Raw genomic sequence first — 17156 nt, 5'->3', positions numbered from 1 at the left:
AAGCTGAGGAGCGATAACGTGACTGTCCGGGTAGGCATCAACGGCTTCGGCCGTATCGGACGCAACTTCTTCCGGGCGGTGGAGGCGCAGAAGGCGCTGGGCACCACCGACATCGAGATCGTCGCGGTCAACGACCTCACCGACAACGCGAGTCTCGCCACGCTGCTGAAGTACGACTCGATCCTGGGCAGGCTGCCCAAGGATGTCTCGCTCGACGGCGAGGACACCATCGTCGTCGGCGACCAGCGGATCAAGGCGCTGGCGATCAAGGAAGGCCCCGCCGCGCTGCCGTGGGGCGACCTGGGCGTCGACGTCGTCGTCGAGTCGACCGGCATCTTCACCGACGCCACCAAGGCCAAGGGCCACCTGGCCGCGGGCGCGAAGAAGGTCATCATCTCCGCCCCGGCCAAGGGCGAGGACATCACCATCGTGATGGGCGTCAACGACGACAAGTACGACGGCAGCCAGAACATCATCTCCAACGCCTCGTGCACCACGAACTGCCTCGGCCCGCTGGCCAAGGTGCTCAACGACGAGTTCGGCATCGTCAAGGGCCTGATGACCACCATCCACGCCTACACCCAGGATCAGAACCTGCAGGACGGCCCGCACAGCGACCTGCGTCGCGCCCGCGCCGCCGCGCTGAACATCGTGCCCACCGGTACGGGCGCCGCCAAGGCCATCGGCCTGGTGCTGCCCGAACTGCAGGGCAAGCTCGACGGCTACGCGCTGCGTGTCCCGGTCCCGACCGGCTCGGTCACCGACCTGACCGCGAACCTGGCCAAGTCCGCCACCGTGGACGAGATCAACGCCGCGATGAAGGCCGCCGCCGAGGGTCCGCTGAAGGGCATCCTGAAGTACAACACCGACCCGATCGTCTCCAGCGACATCGTCACCGATCCGCACTCCTCGATCTACGACGCGCCGCTGACCAAGGTCATCGACGATCAGGTGAAGGTCGTGTCCTGGTACGACAACGAGTGGGGCTACTCCAACCGCCTGGCCGATCTCATCGGTCTCGTCGCGAAGTCCCTCTGATCGCATGACTGTTCAGACACTCCAGGATCTGCTGAACGAGGGTGTCGAAGGTCGGGGCGTCCTGGTGCGCTCCGACCTGAACGTCCCCCTCGACGACAGCGGTCAGATCACCGATCCCGGCCGCATCATCGCCTCGATTCCCACGCTGAAGGCGCTGGTCGAGGCGGGTGCCAAGGTCGTCGTCACCGCGCACCTGGGTCGTCCGAAGGGCGAGCCGGATCCGAAGTTCTCGCTCGCTCCGGTCGCGGTGAAGCTGGCCGAGCTGCTGGGCCGCAACGTCCAGCTGGCCGGTGACGTGGTGGGCTACGACGCGCTCTCGCGTTCGGAAGGCCTCACCGACGGCGACGTGCTGCTGCTGGAGAACGTGCGCTTCGATCCCCGTGAGACCAGCAAGGACGAGGGCGAGCGGGCGAAGCTGGCCGCCGCCCTGGTGGAACTGGTCGGCGAGGACGGCGCGTTCGTCTCCGACGGGTTCGGTGTGGTGCACCGCAAGCAGGCCTCGGTCTACGACGTGGCCAAGCTGCTCCCGCACTACGCGGGCACGCTGGTCGCGGCCGAGGTCGATGTGCTCGCCAAGCTGACCGACAACACCGAGCGCCCCTATGCCGTGGTGCTCGGCGGGTCGAAGGTCTCCGACAAGCTGGCCGTCATCGAGGCGCTGGCCCCGAAGGTCGACACCCTGGTGATCGGCGGCGGTATGTGTTTCACCTTCCTTGCCGCCCAAGGGCTTTCGGTGGGTGGTTCGCTGCTGCAGGACGAGATGATCGACACCTGTAAGGAACTGCTCGAGCGCTACGGCGATGTCATCCACCTGCCGCGTGATGTCGTGGTCGCCGACAAGTTCGCCGCCGACGCGGAAACGAAGACCGTCGCGGCCGACGAGATCCCGGACGGCTGGCTGGGCCTGGACATCGGCCCGGAGTCGGTGAAGCGGTTCGCCGCGCTGCTGACCGAGGCGAAGACGGTGTTCTGGAACGGCCCGATGGGCGTGTTCGAGTTCGAGAAGTTCGCCGCGGGTACCCGCGGGGTCGCCGAGGCGATCGTGACGGCCACCGGCAAGGGCGCGTTCACCGTCGTCGGTGGTGGCGACTCCGCCGCCGCCGTGCGGGCGCTCGGGCTTCCCGACGAGGGTTTCTCGCATATCTCCACCGGCGGCGGCGCGTCGCTGGAATACCTGGAGGGCAAGGAACTGCCCGGCATCCAGGTGCTGGAGAACACCGCCGTGGAGGGCAGCTAGATGGCGCGTAAGCCGCTCATCGCGGGCAACTGGAAGATGAACCTCAATCACCTCGAGGCCATCGCTCTGGTGCAGAAGATCGCTTTCGCACTGCCGGAGAAGTACTTCGAGAAGGTCGACGTGGCAGTGATCCCGCCGTTCGTCGATCTGCGCAGCGTGCAGACGCTGGTGGAGGGCGACAAGCTCCTGCTCACCTACGGTGCGCAGGATGTCTCGGTGCACGAATCGGGTGCCTACACCGGTGAGGTCGCCGCGAGCATGCTCGCCAAGCTGGGCTGCACCTTCGTGGTCGTCGGGCACTCCGAGCGTCGTCAGTACCACAACGAGGACGACGCCACGGTGCTCGGCAAGGCCAAGAAGGCCCTCGAGCACGGCCTCACCCCGATCGTCTGCATCGGCGAAGGGCTCGGAGTCCGCGAGGCGGGCACGCACGTCGAGTACAACCTCGAGCAGTTGCGCGGTTCGCTGAAAGGGCTGTCGGCCGAGCAGATCTCCAAGGTCGTCATCGCCTACGAACCCGTGTGGGCGATCGGCACCGGCAAGGTCGCCTCGGCGGCCGACGCGCAGGAAGTCTGCGGCGCGATCCGCGCCGAGCTGGCCGAACTCGCCTCGCCGGAGGTGGCCGCACAGGTGCGGGTGCTCTACGGCGGCTCGGTGAACGCCAAGAACGTCGGGGAACTGGTCGCCCAGACCGACGTCGACGGCGCGCTGGTCGGCGGCGCCTCGCTCAAGGGTGACGAGTTCGCCACCCTGTCGGCGATCGCCGCGGGCGGTCCGCTGCCCTGATCGGCGCGGCGACTCGGACCCGCAACGAACATCGGTCCGGTATCCCGTGTGAGCGGGGTACCGGACCGAGTCGTTTCGCGTTCGTTCGTGCTGCGCCGATCGTCATGAGACCTTGTTTCGGCCGTCCCGCCCGCTGTGATCATCGGTACGCTGTCGCGGTGCCGACATGCGGCGATGCCACGCCGATAAGCTCGACCCGGTGAGCACCGCCGACGCCACACAGCCGCTGTCCACCTGGGCGCCGCTGCGCTCCCCGATCTACCGGGCGCTGTGGACAGCGCAGCTGGTGTCGAACCTGGGCACCTGGATGCAGACGGTGGGCGCCCAGTGGCTGCTGGTGGACGAGCCGAACGCCGCGACGCTGGTCTCGCTGGTGCAGACCGCGATCACCTTGCCGGTGATGCTGCTGTCGATCCCCTCGGGCGTGCTGGCCGATCTGCTGGACCGGCGCGGGCTGCTGCTCGGCGCGCAGTCCACGATGGCCGTGCTCGCCACCGTGCTGGCGATCGCCACGGCCACCGGGCACACCACGCCGGGTGTGCTGTTGATTCTGTTGTTCCTGCTCGGCTGCGGTCAGGCGATCACCGCGCCGTCCTGGCAGGCGATCCAGCCGGAATTGGTGCCGCGCGGCCAGATTCCCGCGGCCGCCGCCCTGGGCAGTATGAGTGTCAACATCGGCCGCGCGGTGGGGCCCGCGCTCGCGGGTGTGCTGGTGGCGGTGTCCGGGCCCGCGCTGGTGTTCGGCTTGAACGCACTGTCCTTCGGCGGCATCGTCGCCGTGCTGCTGTTCTGGCGTCGCGCACCCGAGGACCGTCGGTTGCCTTCGGAACGCCCACTGGCCGCTCTGCAGGCGGGCACCCGGTTCATTCGCGCCGCGCCGGCCATCCGGCGGGTGCTCTTGCGCTGTCTGCTGTTCGTCGGTCCGGCGAGCGCGGTCTGGGCGCTGCTGCCGGTGATCGCGCGCGACCGGCTGGGGCTCGGCTCCTCCGGATACGGTCTCATGCTGGGCGCTCTCGGCCTCGGCGCGGTCGCGGGGGCTCTGGCACTGGCGCGCATCCGGGCGAAGCTCACCCCGACGCAGCGGATCACCATCGCCTCGGTGGTCTTCGGCCTGGCCGCCGCGGGCGCCGCGTTGCTGCCCGGTGTCGTCGCGGTGCTGGTGCTGCTGATCGGCGCGGGCATGGCGTGGCTGCTCGCGCTGTCGACGATGAACGCGACGATGCAGTTGCTGCTTCCCGCGTGGGTACGGGCGCGGGGATTGTCGGTGTACATGCTGGTGTTCATGGGCAGCCAGGCCATGGGCTCGTTGCTGTGGGGGCTGGTGGCCGGGCTGACCTCGCCGGTGACGGCGCTGCTGAGCGCCGCCGTGCTCCTCGGTTGTAGCGCGGCGGTCGGTGTCTGGCTGCCGATCCGGCACGATGTCGAAGAACTCGACCTGAGCCCGGTGGCCTTCTGGCCGGAGCCCGAACTCGTGATCGAACCCGATCCCGACGACGGCCCGGTGCTGGTGCTGCGGTACTACGACGTGCCCGCCGAGCGGACCGAGGAGTTCTTCGCGGCGATGGTGTTCGTCGGCCGATCGACCCAACGCACCGGGGCGATGGAGTGGCGACTCTACCGTGACGTGGGGGTGGTCGATCGTTTCGTGGAAGCCTTCGTGGTGCGCTCCTGGGCCGAGCACATGCACCAGCATCAGGTGCGGCTCACCGCGCTGGACCGGATGCGGACGCAGGCGGTCAGCGAGTTCCAGGCGGGCGAACCGCGTGTCAGCCACCTGGTCGCGTTCGATCCGCAGCGACGCTGACCGGCCCGGCGCACGATATCCCGGCGCCCGATTGCGGGTGAGAGGCATTCACCCCATAGACTGACCGGCATGCGGATGTTCCTGGATATCCTCCTGATCATCACCAGTGTGCTGCTGGTGCTCCTGGTGCTGCTGCATCGCGCCAAGGGTGGGGGTCTGTCCAGCCTTTTCGGCGGCGGCGTGCAGTCCAGCCTGTCGGGTTCCACCGTCGTGGAGAAGAATCTCGACCGCGTCACCATCTTCACCGGCACCATCTGGCTCATCGCCATTCTCGGCATCGGCTTGGAGATCAAGTTCTCCTGACCGCGCCTGCACAGCCCGGCCGCCGCGCCTGTCAGCCGGGTGGGGTCGGTCGGGCTTCGAAGTGCACGAGGTGGTCGACCGTTCCGGTACGGACCATGCCCAGTCGCTCGCAGAGCTGGATCGAGGACGCGGCGTTCTCGTCCGCGGCCGCGACGACCCGGTCCAGGCCGAGGGTGCCGAACGCGTAGTCGAGCACGGCTCGGCAGGCTTCCAGCGCCAGACCCTCGCCGCGATGGCCTTCTTCCACACTCGAGACCATCCGGATGCCGTCTGTGCTCCAGCGCAATCCGCAGACGCCGAGCAATTCGCCGTCGCGTGACGCGCGGGACACGAGGGTCCAGAAACCGTAGCCCCGCATCGCGAAATCGAGATCGCTGCGCTGGGTGAGCGCTACCACCATCGCCGCGATCACCGGTTCGTCGTCGAAGAGGTTGCGGCGGATACCGGGTTCGTTCCAGTGTTCGTGCAGGCGCTCGGCGTCGGATGCGCGCAGCGGGCGCATCCGGAGCCGGGGGGTGAGCAGGGTCGGGCCGACGGTGGTCATCGGTGCCGATCATCCCGGCCCCGCGACACCCTGTCCAGCGCCGATGATCAATCGTTGCGGGGTACGCGACCGTCGATGTCGGTGAATCCGTAGTGGTCGGCGAGCTCGTGCACCCGCCTGGCCGTACCGGTGTACGCGCGACGGTCCGGGTCGAGCGCCAGCGCGAGCACCGCTCGTCCGGCGAAGTGCGGGGATTCGGCGTTGTCGAGATCGAAGGTGCCCTCGCCCGGGAGGGTCACCAGCCGTCTGCCCTGCTCGTCCACCGGAACCAGTTGCAGCAGTTCGGTGTTCACGATGCCGGGCCACAGCGAGACCACGGTGACGCCGGTGCCCGCGAGATCGTGCGCGAGGTCGGCGGTGAGCCGGTCCAGCGCGGCCTTGGCCACCCCGTAGACGGCATTGTGCATGTAGCGGCTCGCGCCGGGGGAGGAGATGTTGACCAGCAGTCCGTCCGAGTGGATCAGCAGCGGCGCGGCGAACACCGCCGCGGTGTAGTGCGAACGCACGCCGACATCGAAGGTCTGGTCCCAGGCGTCGGGCGGCACCTGCCAGAACGGCTTGCCGAGCCAACGGCTCGCGGCGGGGGAGTTGTAGACGTTGTTCACCAGGATGTCGAGGCGGCCGTGCTCCTCGGTGATCCGCTCGAACAGCCGGGCCACCGCGTCGTCGTCGCGGTGGTCGCACACCATCGGAACACCGACGCCGCCGAGTTCGGTGATGCAGGCAGCTGTCTCGTGTACCGTCCCCGGCAGTCTGCCGGGCGTGACCGAACGTCCGGTGACGTAGACGGTGGCGCCCGCCGCCCCCAGCTCCAGGGCGATGCCCTTGCCGATGCCGCGGCTCGCGCCGGTGACGACCGCGACGCGATCACGTAGTAGCCCAGGTATTCCGCTCACGACTGTCGGACATTACCGTGAATCGTAGAACGCGTTCTAACTTTCGATCGGGAGTTCGCGAAGATGCGTATTGTGACCGGCGGCGGCGTCCGCATGCACGTCACCGAGCGCGGCTCCGGCCCGCCGGTGATCTTCTGCCACGGTTTTCCGCACACCGGGTTGATCTGGCATCGGCAGCTCGAGGCGATCGCCGCCGCGGGTTACCGGGTGCTGGCCCCCGATCTGCGTGGCGCGGGCCGCACCGACGCGCCCACCGATCCCGCGGCCTACACCAATCTCGCGGTCATCGGCGACCTGCTGGCGCTGCTCGACGACATCGACGCCGAGCAGGCGGTCTTCGTCGGTCTGGATTTCGGCGCCGCTCTGCTGTGGGAACTGGCTCAGCGCGCGCCGGAGCGGGTGCGCGCCATGATCGTGCTGAACAACCCGTACACGCCGCGTCCGCCGCGTCCGCCCTCGCAACTGTGGGCCAAGGCGGCACAACGGCATTTCCTACATCTGGAGTACTTTCAGCGTCCCGGCCTCGCCGATCGCGAACTCGGTGCCGCCCCGCGCGAATTCCTCGCCCGGGTGTATTACGCGCTCAGCGGCGACTACCGCTACCTGGACACCTGGCGTCATCCCCCCGGGTGCGGATATCTCGACGTGCTCCCGCAAGCACCCGCACTACCGTGGCCGTGGCTGTCGGTGCCCGAATTCGACGCCCTGGCAGCAGAATTCGAGCGCACCGGCTTCACCGGTGGGTTGAACTGGTACCGCAACTTCGACCGGAACTGGGAACTGGGCGCCGAACTCGACCCCGTGGTGCGTGTGCCGACGTACTTCGTCTACGGCGAGAACGATCCGGACATGGCCGGATTCAGCGGACGCGACCCGCTCGGCGTCATGCGCGCGTTCGTGCCGCAACTGCGGACGGTCACCGCGCTGCCCGGTGCGGGTCACCTGCTTCCGCTCGAACGTGGAGACGAGGTGAACGCCCTGATCGCCGCCCATCTGGCGGAGCTGGGCTGAGAATCGATTCGGGCTGACTACCTTCGGTCGACGCGCTTGCCGTATCGGAGCGGGACCTGCGGTAGACCATGGGTTCCGCCGGCAACCGTGCGTCGAGAATGCCTCACGAGGCCGAGGATCGGCGCTCTCGCTCGCGTTCGGCATCACGGGCGATGAGGAAGTCGTCGACGAGACGGGCGCAGTCCTCCGGGGTGGTGGTCTCCAGGCCGACGAGCTTGGCGAAGACTATGGGGCCCAGGAGTTGCGCCAGGGCTCGGGTGCGATCGAAATCGCCCAATCTCGCTCGAGCTTCCGGTGTTTCGAGCACGCGATCGAAGGGTGCGCGATACTGCTCGATCAGCCGCGTGCGCAGCGAGTCGGTCGCGCCGTCGGCGCCGGAGTCCCGGTCCGCGGTGGCCAGCCAGGCCAAGCCGCTCATGTGCAGCGGCGCTTCGTCGATGATCGCGGCCTGCCGGACGAGTGAGGTGACCAAGCCATCACGAAGCCCGCCGGGCGGCGCGGTTTCGATGACGGGCGGCAACAGCCGTTCCAGCGTGGCGGCCCGCAACTGCCTCGCGCTGGCGAAATGCCGGTACAGCGTGGTGCGGGCGACCTTGGACAGCCGGGTGACCGCCTCGATCGTGACCGCCTCCGGCCCACCGGATTCGAGCAGGGTGGCAGCCGCGTCCAGCAATCGCCGGCGAGAGCGCGCGGTGCGCGGATCAGCCCCGGAGTCGTCGGCGCCGGTGGTCATGGTCGGTGTATGCCCTTCCGTTCCCCAGGTCTGTCGCGACAGGACCCGATTATGCTACTGATAGTAGCGTAACGATACTTATAGTACTGTTTCTCGGGAGGCCACATGGATACCACCGCGGTTCGGTTGTCCGGGAGACAGTGGTGGCTGCTGGCCGTCGGCTGTATGGGAGTGGCGCTGGTCATCGCGGCGATGGCCGCGCTCTACACCGCCCTGCCGGAGATCGCCGCGGACACCGGCGCGACGCAGCAGCAGCTGACCTGGATCATCGACGGATACACCCTCATGCTGGCCTGCCTGGTGCTGCCCTGCGGCGCGCTCGGTGACCGCTACGGCCGCAGACTGGTGCTCGTTCTGGGGCTGGTGGTGTTCTCGCTGGCCTCGGCGTTGCCGCTGGCGCTGAACTCGCCCACCTGGCTGATCGTCGCCAGGGCGTTCGCGGGCGTCGGGGCGGCACTGGTCATGCCTTCGACCTTGTCGCTGCTCACCGCCAACTTCCCGGAGTCCCGGCGCTCGGCCGCCATCGCGACCTGGGCTGGTGTGGCCGGCGTCAGCGCGGTGATCGGCTTCCTCGGGTCCGGCCTGCTGTTGGAGTTCTTCTCCTGGCTCTCGATCTTCGTCGGCATGGCCGCGGCGGGTGCCGTGCTGGCGGTGGCCGGGTGCACGGTCGTCGATTCCGTCGATGACTCCCGTCCGGCCATGGATCCGCTCGGCACGGTGTGTTCGGCGGCCGCGGTCGGCCTGCTGGTGATCGGCGCGATCGAGGCGCCCGTGCGGGGCTGGACCGACCCGCTCACGCTGTTCGCGCTGGTGGGCGCCGTGCTCGCCGGGGTCGGGTTCGTGTTCGTAGAACTGCGGGTGCGGCGGCCGTTGCTGGACGTGCGGCTGTTCGCGGTGCGTGGTTTCGGCGCCGGATCGGTGGCCGTGGGTATGCAGTTCCTGGCGGCGTTCGGAACGTTCCTGCTGATCATGCAGTTCATGCAGTTGTTCCTCGGCTACAGCGCGCTGAAATCGGCGGTGGCCCTGGCGCCCATGATCGTGCCGATGATCGCGCTGGCGATGGCCGCGCCGTATCTGGCCGAGCGCTACGGGCTGCGCCTGCCGACTCTGACCGGCGTCGGCATGATCGGCATCGCGCTGTTGGGTCTGTCCCGGCTCACACCCGAGAGCGACTACCTCGATCTGCTCTGGCCGTTGCTGGTGATGAGCAGCGGGCTCGGGTTGAGTTCGCCGCCCGCCACCGCGGCGATCATCGCCAACACCCCGGCCGCCAAACACGGTGTGGCCTCAGCGGTCAACGACGCCGCCCGCGAAGTGGGCGCGGCGGTCGGCATCGCCATCGCCGGCAGCGTGCTGGCCGCCGGCTACACCGAGCGGATCGCCCCGATCCTGCCGCAGTTGCCCGAGCAGGCCCGCGAGCCGGTCGGTGGATCCCTGGCCGCCGCCGTGCAGGTGGCCGAGCAGGCCGGGCCGCAGGCCGATCCGCTCGTCGACGCCGCGCAGTCCGCCTTCATGCACGGTGCGAGCAATGCCGCTCTCGCGCTCGGCGTCGTGACACTGGTGGCCGCTGCCCTGCTCGGTCTCTGGGCGCCGGGCCGCAGCGCCACGCCGGCCGTCCTCCGGCCCGAAGAAGCCGCTCGAGGGGGTACGCCGTCGGACGAGGTGAGCGCCGTCGAAGAGGCAGCGGTGCGGCGGCGAACCGGGAGCGACGGCTCGAAGAAGGCGACGCACGCCTGACAGGGGCGCTGATCCGTGGTGGTCGTGGTGTCGGTGGGGCGGCTCCGGGCGAACCCGGAGCCGCCGCCGGCCCAACCGACCGATGCCCGCCTGATTTCTCGGACCCCGGCCTCGACGAGGATGCTGCCATAGCCGCGCCGCGCAGGCATCCCGGAGCCTGTGCTCCTGCACTTGCGTGCGAATCATGCATCTGTCCGTACAGGCGGAAAGCTCTGGACCTGTGACTATGGGAAATGCTGTATCGCTATCAGGTAACGAAAAGGTTACGAAACCAGTTCTCCGTTGTTGAATCGTTACTTTCATGCGCCTTCTCGGGGCGGCACCGGGTCCCGCGTGTGGTGGTCGGCGTGTCGAGTCGAGTCGGTGGAACTCAACGGCGGCGGATGCGTGCCAGCCACGCGGCGGTGTCGATCAGCCCCTCGGTGGGCAGGTGGTAGCGCTCGGCCTCCCGCGCCACGAGATCGGTGACCCTGCCCCGATAGACGGTGGTGCTCAGGTCCTCGAATTCCCAGCCGTCGACGAAGGAGTCGCGCAGGATCGACTCGCCGATGCGCGGGCCGAACCCCGGCTCGGTGTCGGAGAGCGCCAGGATGTGCACCCGACCGCCGGGCGCGCACACCCGGTGCAGCCCACGCACATAGGCGGCCCTGGCCTCGGGCGCTGTACCGAAGACATGGAACAACGCACTGTCGACCACGGTGTCGAAGACACCCAGTTCGTCGACACCCGTGTCGGCGAGAGTGAGCACGTCGACCACCTCGAACCGTGCTGTCGGGACTCCCTTGTCGGCGGCGTTGCGCCGGGCGTAGGCCACCGCGCTGGGGGAGAGGTCGATGCCGAGCACGTCGTAGCCCAGTGCTGTCAGGGCGATGGTGTGCTCACCCGCGCCCGCGCCGGGATCGAGCACCCGGCCGCGGATCCATCCTGCCCGCTCCAGTGCCAGGATCGCGGGTTGCGGTTCCCCGATCACCCACGGGGCGGTGTCGTTGTCGTAGACGCTGTTCCAGTTCTCCGGCGACTGTGTCATGGGCCCAGCCTGGACCCTCGACCACGGTTCAGGTCAATACGACATCGGCCGCGCCTCAGGGCGCTTCCGGCAGCGGCTCGTCGCCGCCGTCCACCCGGCGCAGCGCGATCGTCTGTTTCGGGACCCAGTAGATCCGGCCGTGCTCGAATTCCTGGTAAGCGCTCTCGTCGAAGGGGATCTCGTCGGATGTCGGCCAGCCGAGCGGCCCGTTCTCGAAGCCGCTGCGGTTCCAGCGTTCCCTGATCGCGCCGCGCAGGTGGTACACCGGCCTTCCGGTGCGGTGGTAGAGCGCTCCGCGCTCGAAGCCCTGCACCTCGCCCCATGCGGCGCCGCTGCGGTCGTGGAGCACGGTGTGATCGGTGATCGGGTAGCCCAGCGGTCCTGCCTCCCAGCCGGTCTCGGCGTACTTGCCGAACAGTGATTCGGGGATCGCGTACGCGCCGGTGGACGGGTGCCAGTACACATGACCGTGCTCGTACCGGACGAAGCGGCCCACCCCGTCAGGGGTCGTCTGCTCACCCGGCGGTCCCAACCGCCTGCCGAGCCACGGTGTCACCGCCGCCTTGGCGTCGATGGCCCCCGGCGGAACCGGACCGGTGCCGTCGGCGAACTCGCGGACGTGCCGGGCGAAGATGTCCCAGGGGAAGTGGAAGCCCACGTCGGTGTGGGTGCCGATGCCGAGGCATTCGGTGACGTACTTGTGGTCGGAGATTCCGTCACGCCTGGTGTAGGGCGGGGCGATGACATCGGTGGCGAAGCCGTACTTCTTCGCGTCCTGCACCGCCACCCATGCCGCGATCCGCAGATCGCCTTCGATGGCCAGCCACTGCTCACGCGACCAGGCGGCGCGGCTGCCCGCGAAGCAGAGGTTGATCGTGTGGCTGTTGGCGTCGAGCACCGACCACGAGGCGTAGTCGGTGTCCACCACGTCGCACAGGATCGCCTGGCGCAGCGTGTAGTGGTAGGAGACCCCGTTGGCCGGGTTGTTCAGGTAACCGGCCAGCGATTCCGCTGTGCCGTTGCCTTCCTGGGTGTGCAGCAGGAAATTGGTGATGCGGGCGCCCCAACGCTGCGAGCGGGAGTTGCCCATCCGATCGAGTTCGGTGAATGCCGGAGGCGTCACGACGGTCGCTCGGCGATCGATGGACCACTGCCCGTAGTCGGCGGCGAGGATGTCGTCGATGTCGACCGAGCTGCCGTCGATGAGCGGACCCGGATTGCCAGGGGTGTCGATGACCCGCTGGTACAGCACGGCTTCGGGGGTGTCGAGGCGATTGTCCGACCATGCGCGGGTCTGCCAGGCCCAGCGTTTGCCCGCCGAAGTCGACCGGCCGATCACGTCGTCCTCGATGGCCCACGCGCACACCCTAGACGAGCCGTAGACGCCGGTGCGATCGCGTCCGATGGCCTCGTTCACGCCACGGAAGAAGTGGACCGCTCCGGTGTTCCACTGCTGCAGGGAGATGTCCTCGTCCACCGCGAAGAAGATGGGGCAGTGCTCGGGCCCGCCCGCCGCCTGGTGGATCTGCGCGGCCTGCAGTCCCATCCGGCGGCCGCCGTCGAAACCGGTGGTCCAGTCCGAGGGTGAGCGGGCATCGCCCGGCTTGCCGAACTGCCAGATGGACACGACATCGAGCCCCACAGCGCGCAGTCGGTCGGTGTATTCCCTGGTCACCGGTTTGGCGCCGAAGTTCGCGCCCGGCCTGCTCGGGGCCACATAGACCAGCACGGCGCTGTGCCCGGCGGCTCTGATGGCGGCCGGATCTATCGGACGTGCGGCGAAATCGACTGCGGTCGGCATGGGTACCTCCATCGGTCGGACCTGCTGCCCCGGCCGGCAGCGGCAGGGGCTCGAGCAGATCGAGGCCCTCGTGGTTCACGCCGTGAACACCGTGGGGCACCGCCGCCGGCGGTTGTGCGATGCGGATCGCTTCTCGAGTAGAACAGGATCCGGTGCGCGAAGTCCTCATCCGAACCGATGAGACGGGCGCTCCGCGCCGAGGTGATCGGGAATGACGAATCAGGTTGTGCGAGAGCACTATCGGGATGCGACGCGTCCTGTCTGCAGGTTCCTCGCTTGCCGCCGGCCGGCCGGTACTCCGTGACAGAACCACGTAGTCGTGCACCCCGAACCCGACGCCGCGCGGCAGCCCGAGGGTCGAAATCATAGACAGCGGCTATAATTTCGGATGTGCAGCTGCGACACCGGTACCGTCCTCACCCCGTGGCGCGTTCCTGTGCAGCAGAAACCATCGGAGCGGCTCACTGTGCCGCAGGAGGGATCTCGGTCCTTCAGGGCCGGAGGGAAGTCGAAGGTCGTTCACATGGTGATGACGGTCGAGAGATTCTCCGAGATCGTGGCGCGAATCGAGCGCGCCGCGCTGTATCCGGCCGAGTGGTCGGCGGCCGTGGACGATGTCGTCGCGGCGCTGGGTGCCGATCGGGGCGGATTGATCGTCACCGCGCCGAACGGTCGCACGATGACGGCATGTTCGGACGGAGCCGACGATCTGCGTCGCAGCTACAACGCCCGTTACTGGCGCATCGACCCGATCGCGACCGCCCTCGCCCGCGCACCGGCCGGCCTGATCACCACCTACGAGGAACTGCTGGAGCCCGACTATCTACGCGGACACCGGTTCTTCCGCGACTGGATGGTGCCGCACCGGCTGGGCAACGGCATCCTCACCGTTCTCCACGACGGCGACCGGACCGTGTGGCTCGGCGCCTACCCACACCGCCATCGCGATCTCGATCGCGCACAGGCCGCGGCGACGATGCGGCTGTTGCTTCCGCACCTGCGGCACGCACTCACCGTGCAAGCCGGTCTGGCCCAGGCGAATGCGGCGCACGGCGCCGTCGCAGCCGTGCTGGATCGCTACCGGCACGGGGTGGTCATCGTGACCGGCGGCGGGACGATCGAATACGCGAATCCCGCGGCGGCGAACATCTTCGAGGCACGTGACGGTCTCGCGGTCGGCCGCCGCGGCCACCTGGAATCGACCGACAGTGCCGCCGCCGCGGCACTGCGCGCGCTGATCACCGCCGCGACGCGTCCGGCCGGACCCGGAGTCGGCGGGCGCCGCCTGGTACCTCGGCGCGGCGGCGGGTCTCCCTACGCACTGTCGGTACTGCCGCTGGAAACTGCGTGCGTACGCGACGGCGAGCGCGCGGCCCTCGTCGTCATCGTCGACCCGGAGCGGGAGGTCCGCGGCGGCGGTCAGGCACTGCGCCAACTCTACGGTCTGACCGGCGCGGAGGCGCGGGTCGCCGCAGGGGCCATGCGCGGCACGGGGTTGCGGGCGATCGCCGAGGATTTGGCGGTGTCGGTGAACACCGTCCGGACTCATCTGCAGCACGTGTTCGACAAATGCGGCACGCATCGCCAGGCGGAACTGGTGCGATTGCTCACCACGGTGCTCCTGGGGACCGGTGAGTTCGACGGCCCGATCGAATAGAGCGGACGCCGAATACCTTCCGCACATAGGCGGACCCGGGCCGTTGTCCACATCGGATGTGGGGGCCGCATCCGGGGGTGAGCCCGCGCGTCGGGATCCGTCGGAACTCGACATCTGCGGATACGTCCCGGCACCCCGCATCCGCTACGCGGGCTCGCCGTCAAGCGTCTACCAGCGACCGTGCGGCCGATTCGATCGTGGCCTCGTCGAGCAGCACCGTAGCCGCGGCCGGTCCGAGTGGGACGAAGCTGTCCTCGGAGGTGACCCGAGTGAGTGCGCCCCGATAACCGGCATCGATCAAGGCGGCGCAGATCGATTCGGAGACACCGCCACTGCGGCGCGTCTCGTCGGCGACGAGTACCCGCCCGGTAGCCGCGGCGTGGTGCAGTAGGTCCTCGACCGGCAATGGGGCCAGCCAGCGCAGGTCCAGGACCCGGGCGTGGATTGCGCCGCGTGCCAGCCTCGCCGCGGCACGCAGGCTCATGGGCACGCCGTTGCCGAAGGTGACGATGGTCAGGTCCTGCCCATCGCCGTGACAGCGGGCGCGGCCGATCTCGACATGCTCGGGGTCGTTCGCGGGCACGGCCCACGCGCCGTCGCCGGGAAACAGATCGCGGGTGTGATAGAGCGCGATCGGCTCGACCAGCACACACACCCGGCCGTCCACCCGGGCGGCCGACACGCAGGTGCGCAGCAGGGCGGCGGCGTCGTCGGCGCGGGCGGGTACGGCGAGCACCACGCCGGGGATGTCACGCAGGGCGGCGAGCGAATTGTCGTTGTGGAAGTGACCGCCGAAGCCCCTCTGGTAGGCCAGTCCCGCGATGCGCACCACCATCGGATTGCGGTAGCGGCCCGCGGAGAAGAAGCCGAGAGTCGCCGCCTCGCCGCGCAATTGATCGGCGGCATTGTGCAGGTACGCGAGGTACTGGATCTCCGGGATCGGTACGAATCCCGCCAGGCCGGCGCCCAGTGCCGTGCCGAGGACGCTCTGCTCGTCGAGAATCGTGTCGAAGACCCGGCGCGGACCGAACCGCGCCCGCAGCCCTTTGGTCACCCCGTACACGCCGCCCTTGCGGCCCACGTCCTCACCGAAGACGAGCACATCGTGGTCCTTCTCCAATAGGAAGGCGAGCGTCGCATTGATCGCCTGTGCGAGGGTGACCGGGGTGTCCTCGGGAGTCGCCGCGCTCGCGGCGTTGTCGCCGTGCCCGCCGTAACCGTCGGAGTCGGCGGTGCGACCGGGGCTGCTTGCGTTGCCACTCGGCGGGTTTGTATCGGTGCCAGCGCCGGTGCCAGTGCTAATGCTCGGTCGGTTGGTGCTGGTGCTGGTGCTCGGCCGGTCCGGGCTCAGGGGATCGGCCGAGCCCGGGGGGCCGTCACCGCCCTGACCCGAATGACTCTGCCGGACCGGCTCGGTCGTGCGCCCGCGCAGGACATCGGCGCGAACGGCATCGGGGCGGGCAGGTGCCAGAGGGGCGACCACAGCCGAAGCGGAGTCGAGTTTTGTTTCGGCACATATGGATTCGGCCGTGCGGGTGACGCGGGCGGCGATCGCGTCGTAGCGGTTGAGCAGGGCGCGAGGATGCCCGGCGCCGGTGTCGGCGAGCAGGCGAGCGGTGGCCAGGACCGGGTCGCGGCGGAGGTCGGCGGCGATGTCGGCGGGGCGGCGGTAGGCCGATTCCAGGTCCGAGCCCGCGTGGCCGAGCAAGCGGACGGTGCGCAGGTGCAGGAAGGCGGGAGTGCGGTGGACGCGGACGTGGTCGACGGCGGTCGCGCAGGCGGCCAGAGCGGCGCGGAGATCGCAGGCGTCGGCGGTGAGATAGCGTAGGCCGGGGCGGGAGCCGTAGGCGTGCTGGATCCAGCCCGGGGGAGTGGGGACGCTGATGCCGAGGCCGTTGTCCTCGCAGACGAACAGGATCGGCATGGGTGCACCCTGGTAGGCGGTGTGCACGGCGGCATTGATCGCACCCGCGGCGGTGGAGTGGTTGGCGGACGCGTCACCGAAAGTGCACAGCACGACGGCGTCGGCGGGCCAGGCGATGTCGAGTCCGGCGCGGTGCGCGCGGTCGAGGGCGAACGCCAGGCCGACCGCGCGGGGCAGGTGTGAGGCGATGGTCGAGGTCTGCGGGATGACGTGGGCGGCGGCACTGCCGAACACTTTGTGCCTGCCGCCGGAGATCGGGTCGGCGGCCGCGGCGACCACGCCGAGCAGCACGTCGCGGATGGGATCGGCGACTCCGGCACGTCGGGCGCGGTGCGTGAAGAACGCACCGGAGCGGTAGTGCAGCAGCGCCGGATCGGTGGGGCGGGTGGCGGCGGCCAATGCCACATTGCCCTCGTGCCCCGAGGATCCGATGCTGTAGAAGCCTCGGCGTTCCGCCCCGAGCCGACGGGCCGCGAGATCCAGGTGCCTGCTGGCGACCTGCGCCTCGAACAGTTCCCACAGGTCGGCCGTGGTGTATCCCGGCGGGAGCGCCGCACGGATGGGCGTGAGCGCGGCGACGGAGGACCGGAACGCCTCGTTCAACGCTGCCCCGGCGGGATCGGGGCCGCTCATCGACTCCCCTTCCGCATCTGCCCGG

General features: G+C 69.0%; 14 protein-coding genes. 8 read left to right on the top strand and 6 right to left on the bottom strand.

Annotation, left to right across the window (positions count from 1 at the left end; all coding sequences use genetic code 11):
• Positions 1-18: 18 nt before the first annotated feature.
• The 5 genes from gap to secG all read left to right on the top strand — a co-directional run bounded on the left by gap (position 19) and on the right by secG (position 5168).
• Complete coding sequence (gene gap, locus IU449_RS07195) at positions 19-1038, top strand: type I glyceraldehyde-3-phosphate dehydrogenase (protein WP_195001109.1); 1020 nt, start codon at positions 19-21, stop codon at positions 1036-1038.
• Between the two features lie 4 nt (positions 1039-1042).
• Positions 1043-2275 (top strand): phosphoglycerate kinase, encoded by a 1233-nt coding sequence (locus IU449_RS28910; RefSeq protein WP_228803772.1) that lies wholly within the window; start codon positions 1043-1045, stop codon positions 2273-2275.
• Positions 2276-3061: a triose-phosphate isomerase gene (gene tpiA, locus IU449_RS28905; RefSeq protein WP_228803770.1), complete on the top strand. Its 786-nt coding sequence runs from the start codon at positions 2276-2278 to the stop codon at positions 3059-3061.
• Positions 3062-3227: 166 nt separating this feature from the next.
• Positions 3228-4865 carry an MFS transporter gene (locus tag IU449_RS07185; protein ID WP_195001108.1) on the top strand — a complete coding sequence of 546 codons (1638 nt, stop codon included), beginning with the start codon at positions 3228-3230 and terminating at the stop codon, positions 4863-4865.
• Between the two features lie 69 nt (positions 4866-4934).
• The gene (gene secG, locus IU449_RS07180) at positions 4935-5168 is read left to right on the top strand and encodes a preprotein translocase subunit SecG (RefSeq protein ID WP_195001107.1); all 234 of its coding nucleotides are present in this window, start codon (positions 4935-4937) and stop codon (positions 5166-5168) included.
• A gap of 31 nt (positions 5169-5199) precedes the next feature.
• Here secG and IU449_RS07175 read toward each other — a convergent pair whose 3' ends face one another.
• Together IU449_RS07175 and IU449_RS07170 are read right to left on the bottom strand one after the other, a co-directional pair.
• On the bottom strand, positions 5200-5712 hold the full coding sequence (locus IU449_RS07175; protein WP_195001106.1) for a GNAT family N-acetyltransferase: 513 nt from the start codon (positions 5710-5712) through the stop codon (positions 5200-5202).
• Positions 5713-5759: 47 nt separating this feature from the next.
• Entirely contained in the window at positions 5760-6608 is an 849-nt protein-coding gene (locus tag IU449_RS07170) for an SDR family NAD(P)-dependent oxidoreductase (RefSeq protein WP_195001105.1), read from the bottom strand.
• A gap of 63 nt (positions 6609-6671) precedes the next feature.
• Here IU449_RS07170 and IU449_RS07165 point away from each other — a divergent pair, with 63 nt between their 5' ends.
• On the top strand, positions 6672-7619 hold the full coding sequence (locus tag IU449_RS07165) for an alpha/beta fold hydrolase (RefSeq protein WP_195001104.1): 948 nt from the start codon (positions 6672-6674) through the stop codon (positions 7617-7619).
• A 103-nt stretch (positions 7620-7722) separates the two neighbouring features.
• On the opposite strand, the gene IU449_RS07160 is transcribed toward IU449_RS07165, so the two are convergent.
• Positions 7723-8352 (bottom strand): TetR/AcrR family transcriptional regulator, encoded by a 630-nt coding sequence (locus IU449_RS07160; RefSeq protein WP_195001103.1) that lies wholly within the window; start codon positions 8350-8352, stop codon positions 7723-7725.
• A gap of 105 nt (positions 8353-8457) precedes the next feature.
• Here IU449_RS07160 and IU449_RS07155 point away from each other — a divergent pair, with 105 nt between their 5' ends.
• Positions 8458-10089 (top strand): MFS transporter, encoded by a 1632-nt coding sequence (locus IU449_RS07155; protein WP_195001102.1) that lies wholly within the window; start codon positions 8458-8460, stop codon positions 10087-10089.
• Between the two features lie 370 nt (positions 10090-10459).
• Here the strand turns inward: IU449_RS07155 and IU449_RS07150 are convergent, their stop codons facing one another.
• Both IU449_RS07150 and IU449_RS28900 read right to left on the bottom strand, forming a co-directional pair.
• Positions 10460-11116, bottom strand: a complete 657-nt coding sequence (locus IU449_RS07150) for a class I SAM-dependent methyltransferase (protein WP_195001101.1) — start codon at positions 11114-11116, stop codon at positions 10460-10462.
• A gap of 55 nt (positions 11117-11171) precedes the next feature.
• Positions 11172-12917, bottom strand: coding sequence for a glycoside hydrolase domain-containing protein (locus tag IU449_RS28900; protein WP_228803768.1), 1746 nt, complete (start codon positions 12915-12917; stop codon positions 11172-11174).
• 529 nt (positions 12918-13446) lie between these two features.
• Here IU449_RS28900 and IU449_RS07135 point away from each other — a divergent pair.
• Entirely contained in the window at positions 13447-14574 is a 1128-nt protein-coding gene (locus tag IU449_RS07135; RefSeq protein WP_195001100.1) for a helix-turn-helix transcriptional regulator, read from the top strand.
• A 160-nt stretch (positions 14575-14734) separates the two neighbouring features.
• Here the strand turns inward: IU449_RS07135 and IU449_RS07130 are convergent, their stop codons facing one another.
• Complete coding sequence (locus IU449_RS07130; RefSeq protein ID WP_195001099.1) at positions 14735-17131, bottom strand: thiamine pyrophosphate-dependent enzyme; 2397 nt, start codon at positions 17129-17131, stop codon at positions 14735-14737.
• Positions 17132-17156: the final 25 nt, after the last annotated feature.

The sequence above is a fragment of the Nocardia higoensis genome, assembly GCF_015477835.1.
In the GTDB taxonomy this organism is placed as follows: domain Bacteria; phylum Actinomycetota; class Actinomycetes; order Mycobacteriales; family Mycobacteriaceae; genus Nocardia; species Nocardia higoensis_A.
The sequence above is the reverse complement of the archived record's forward strand: the minus strand, read 5'-3'. Positions and strand labels throughout refer to the sequence as shown.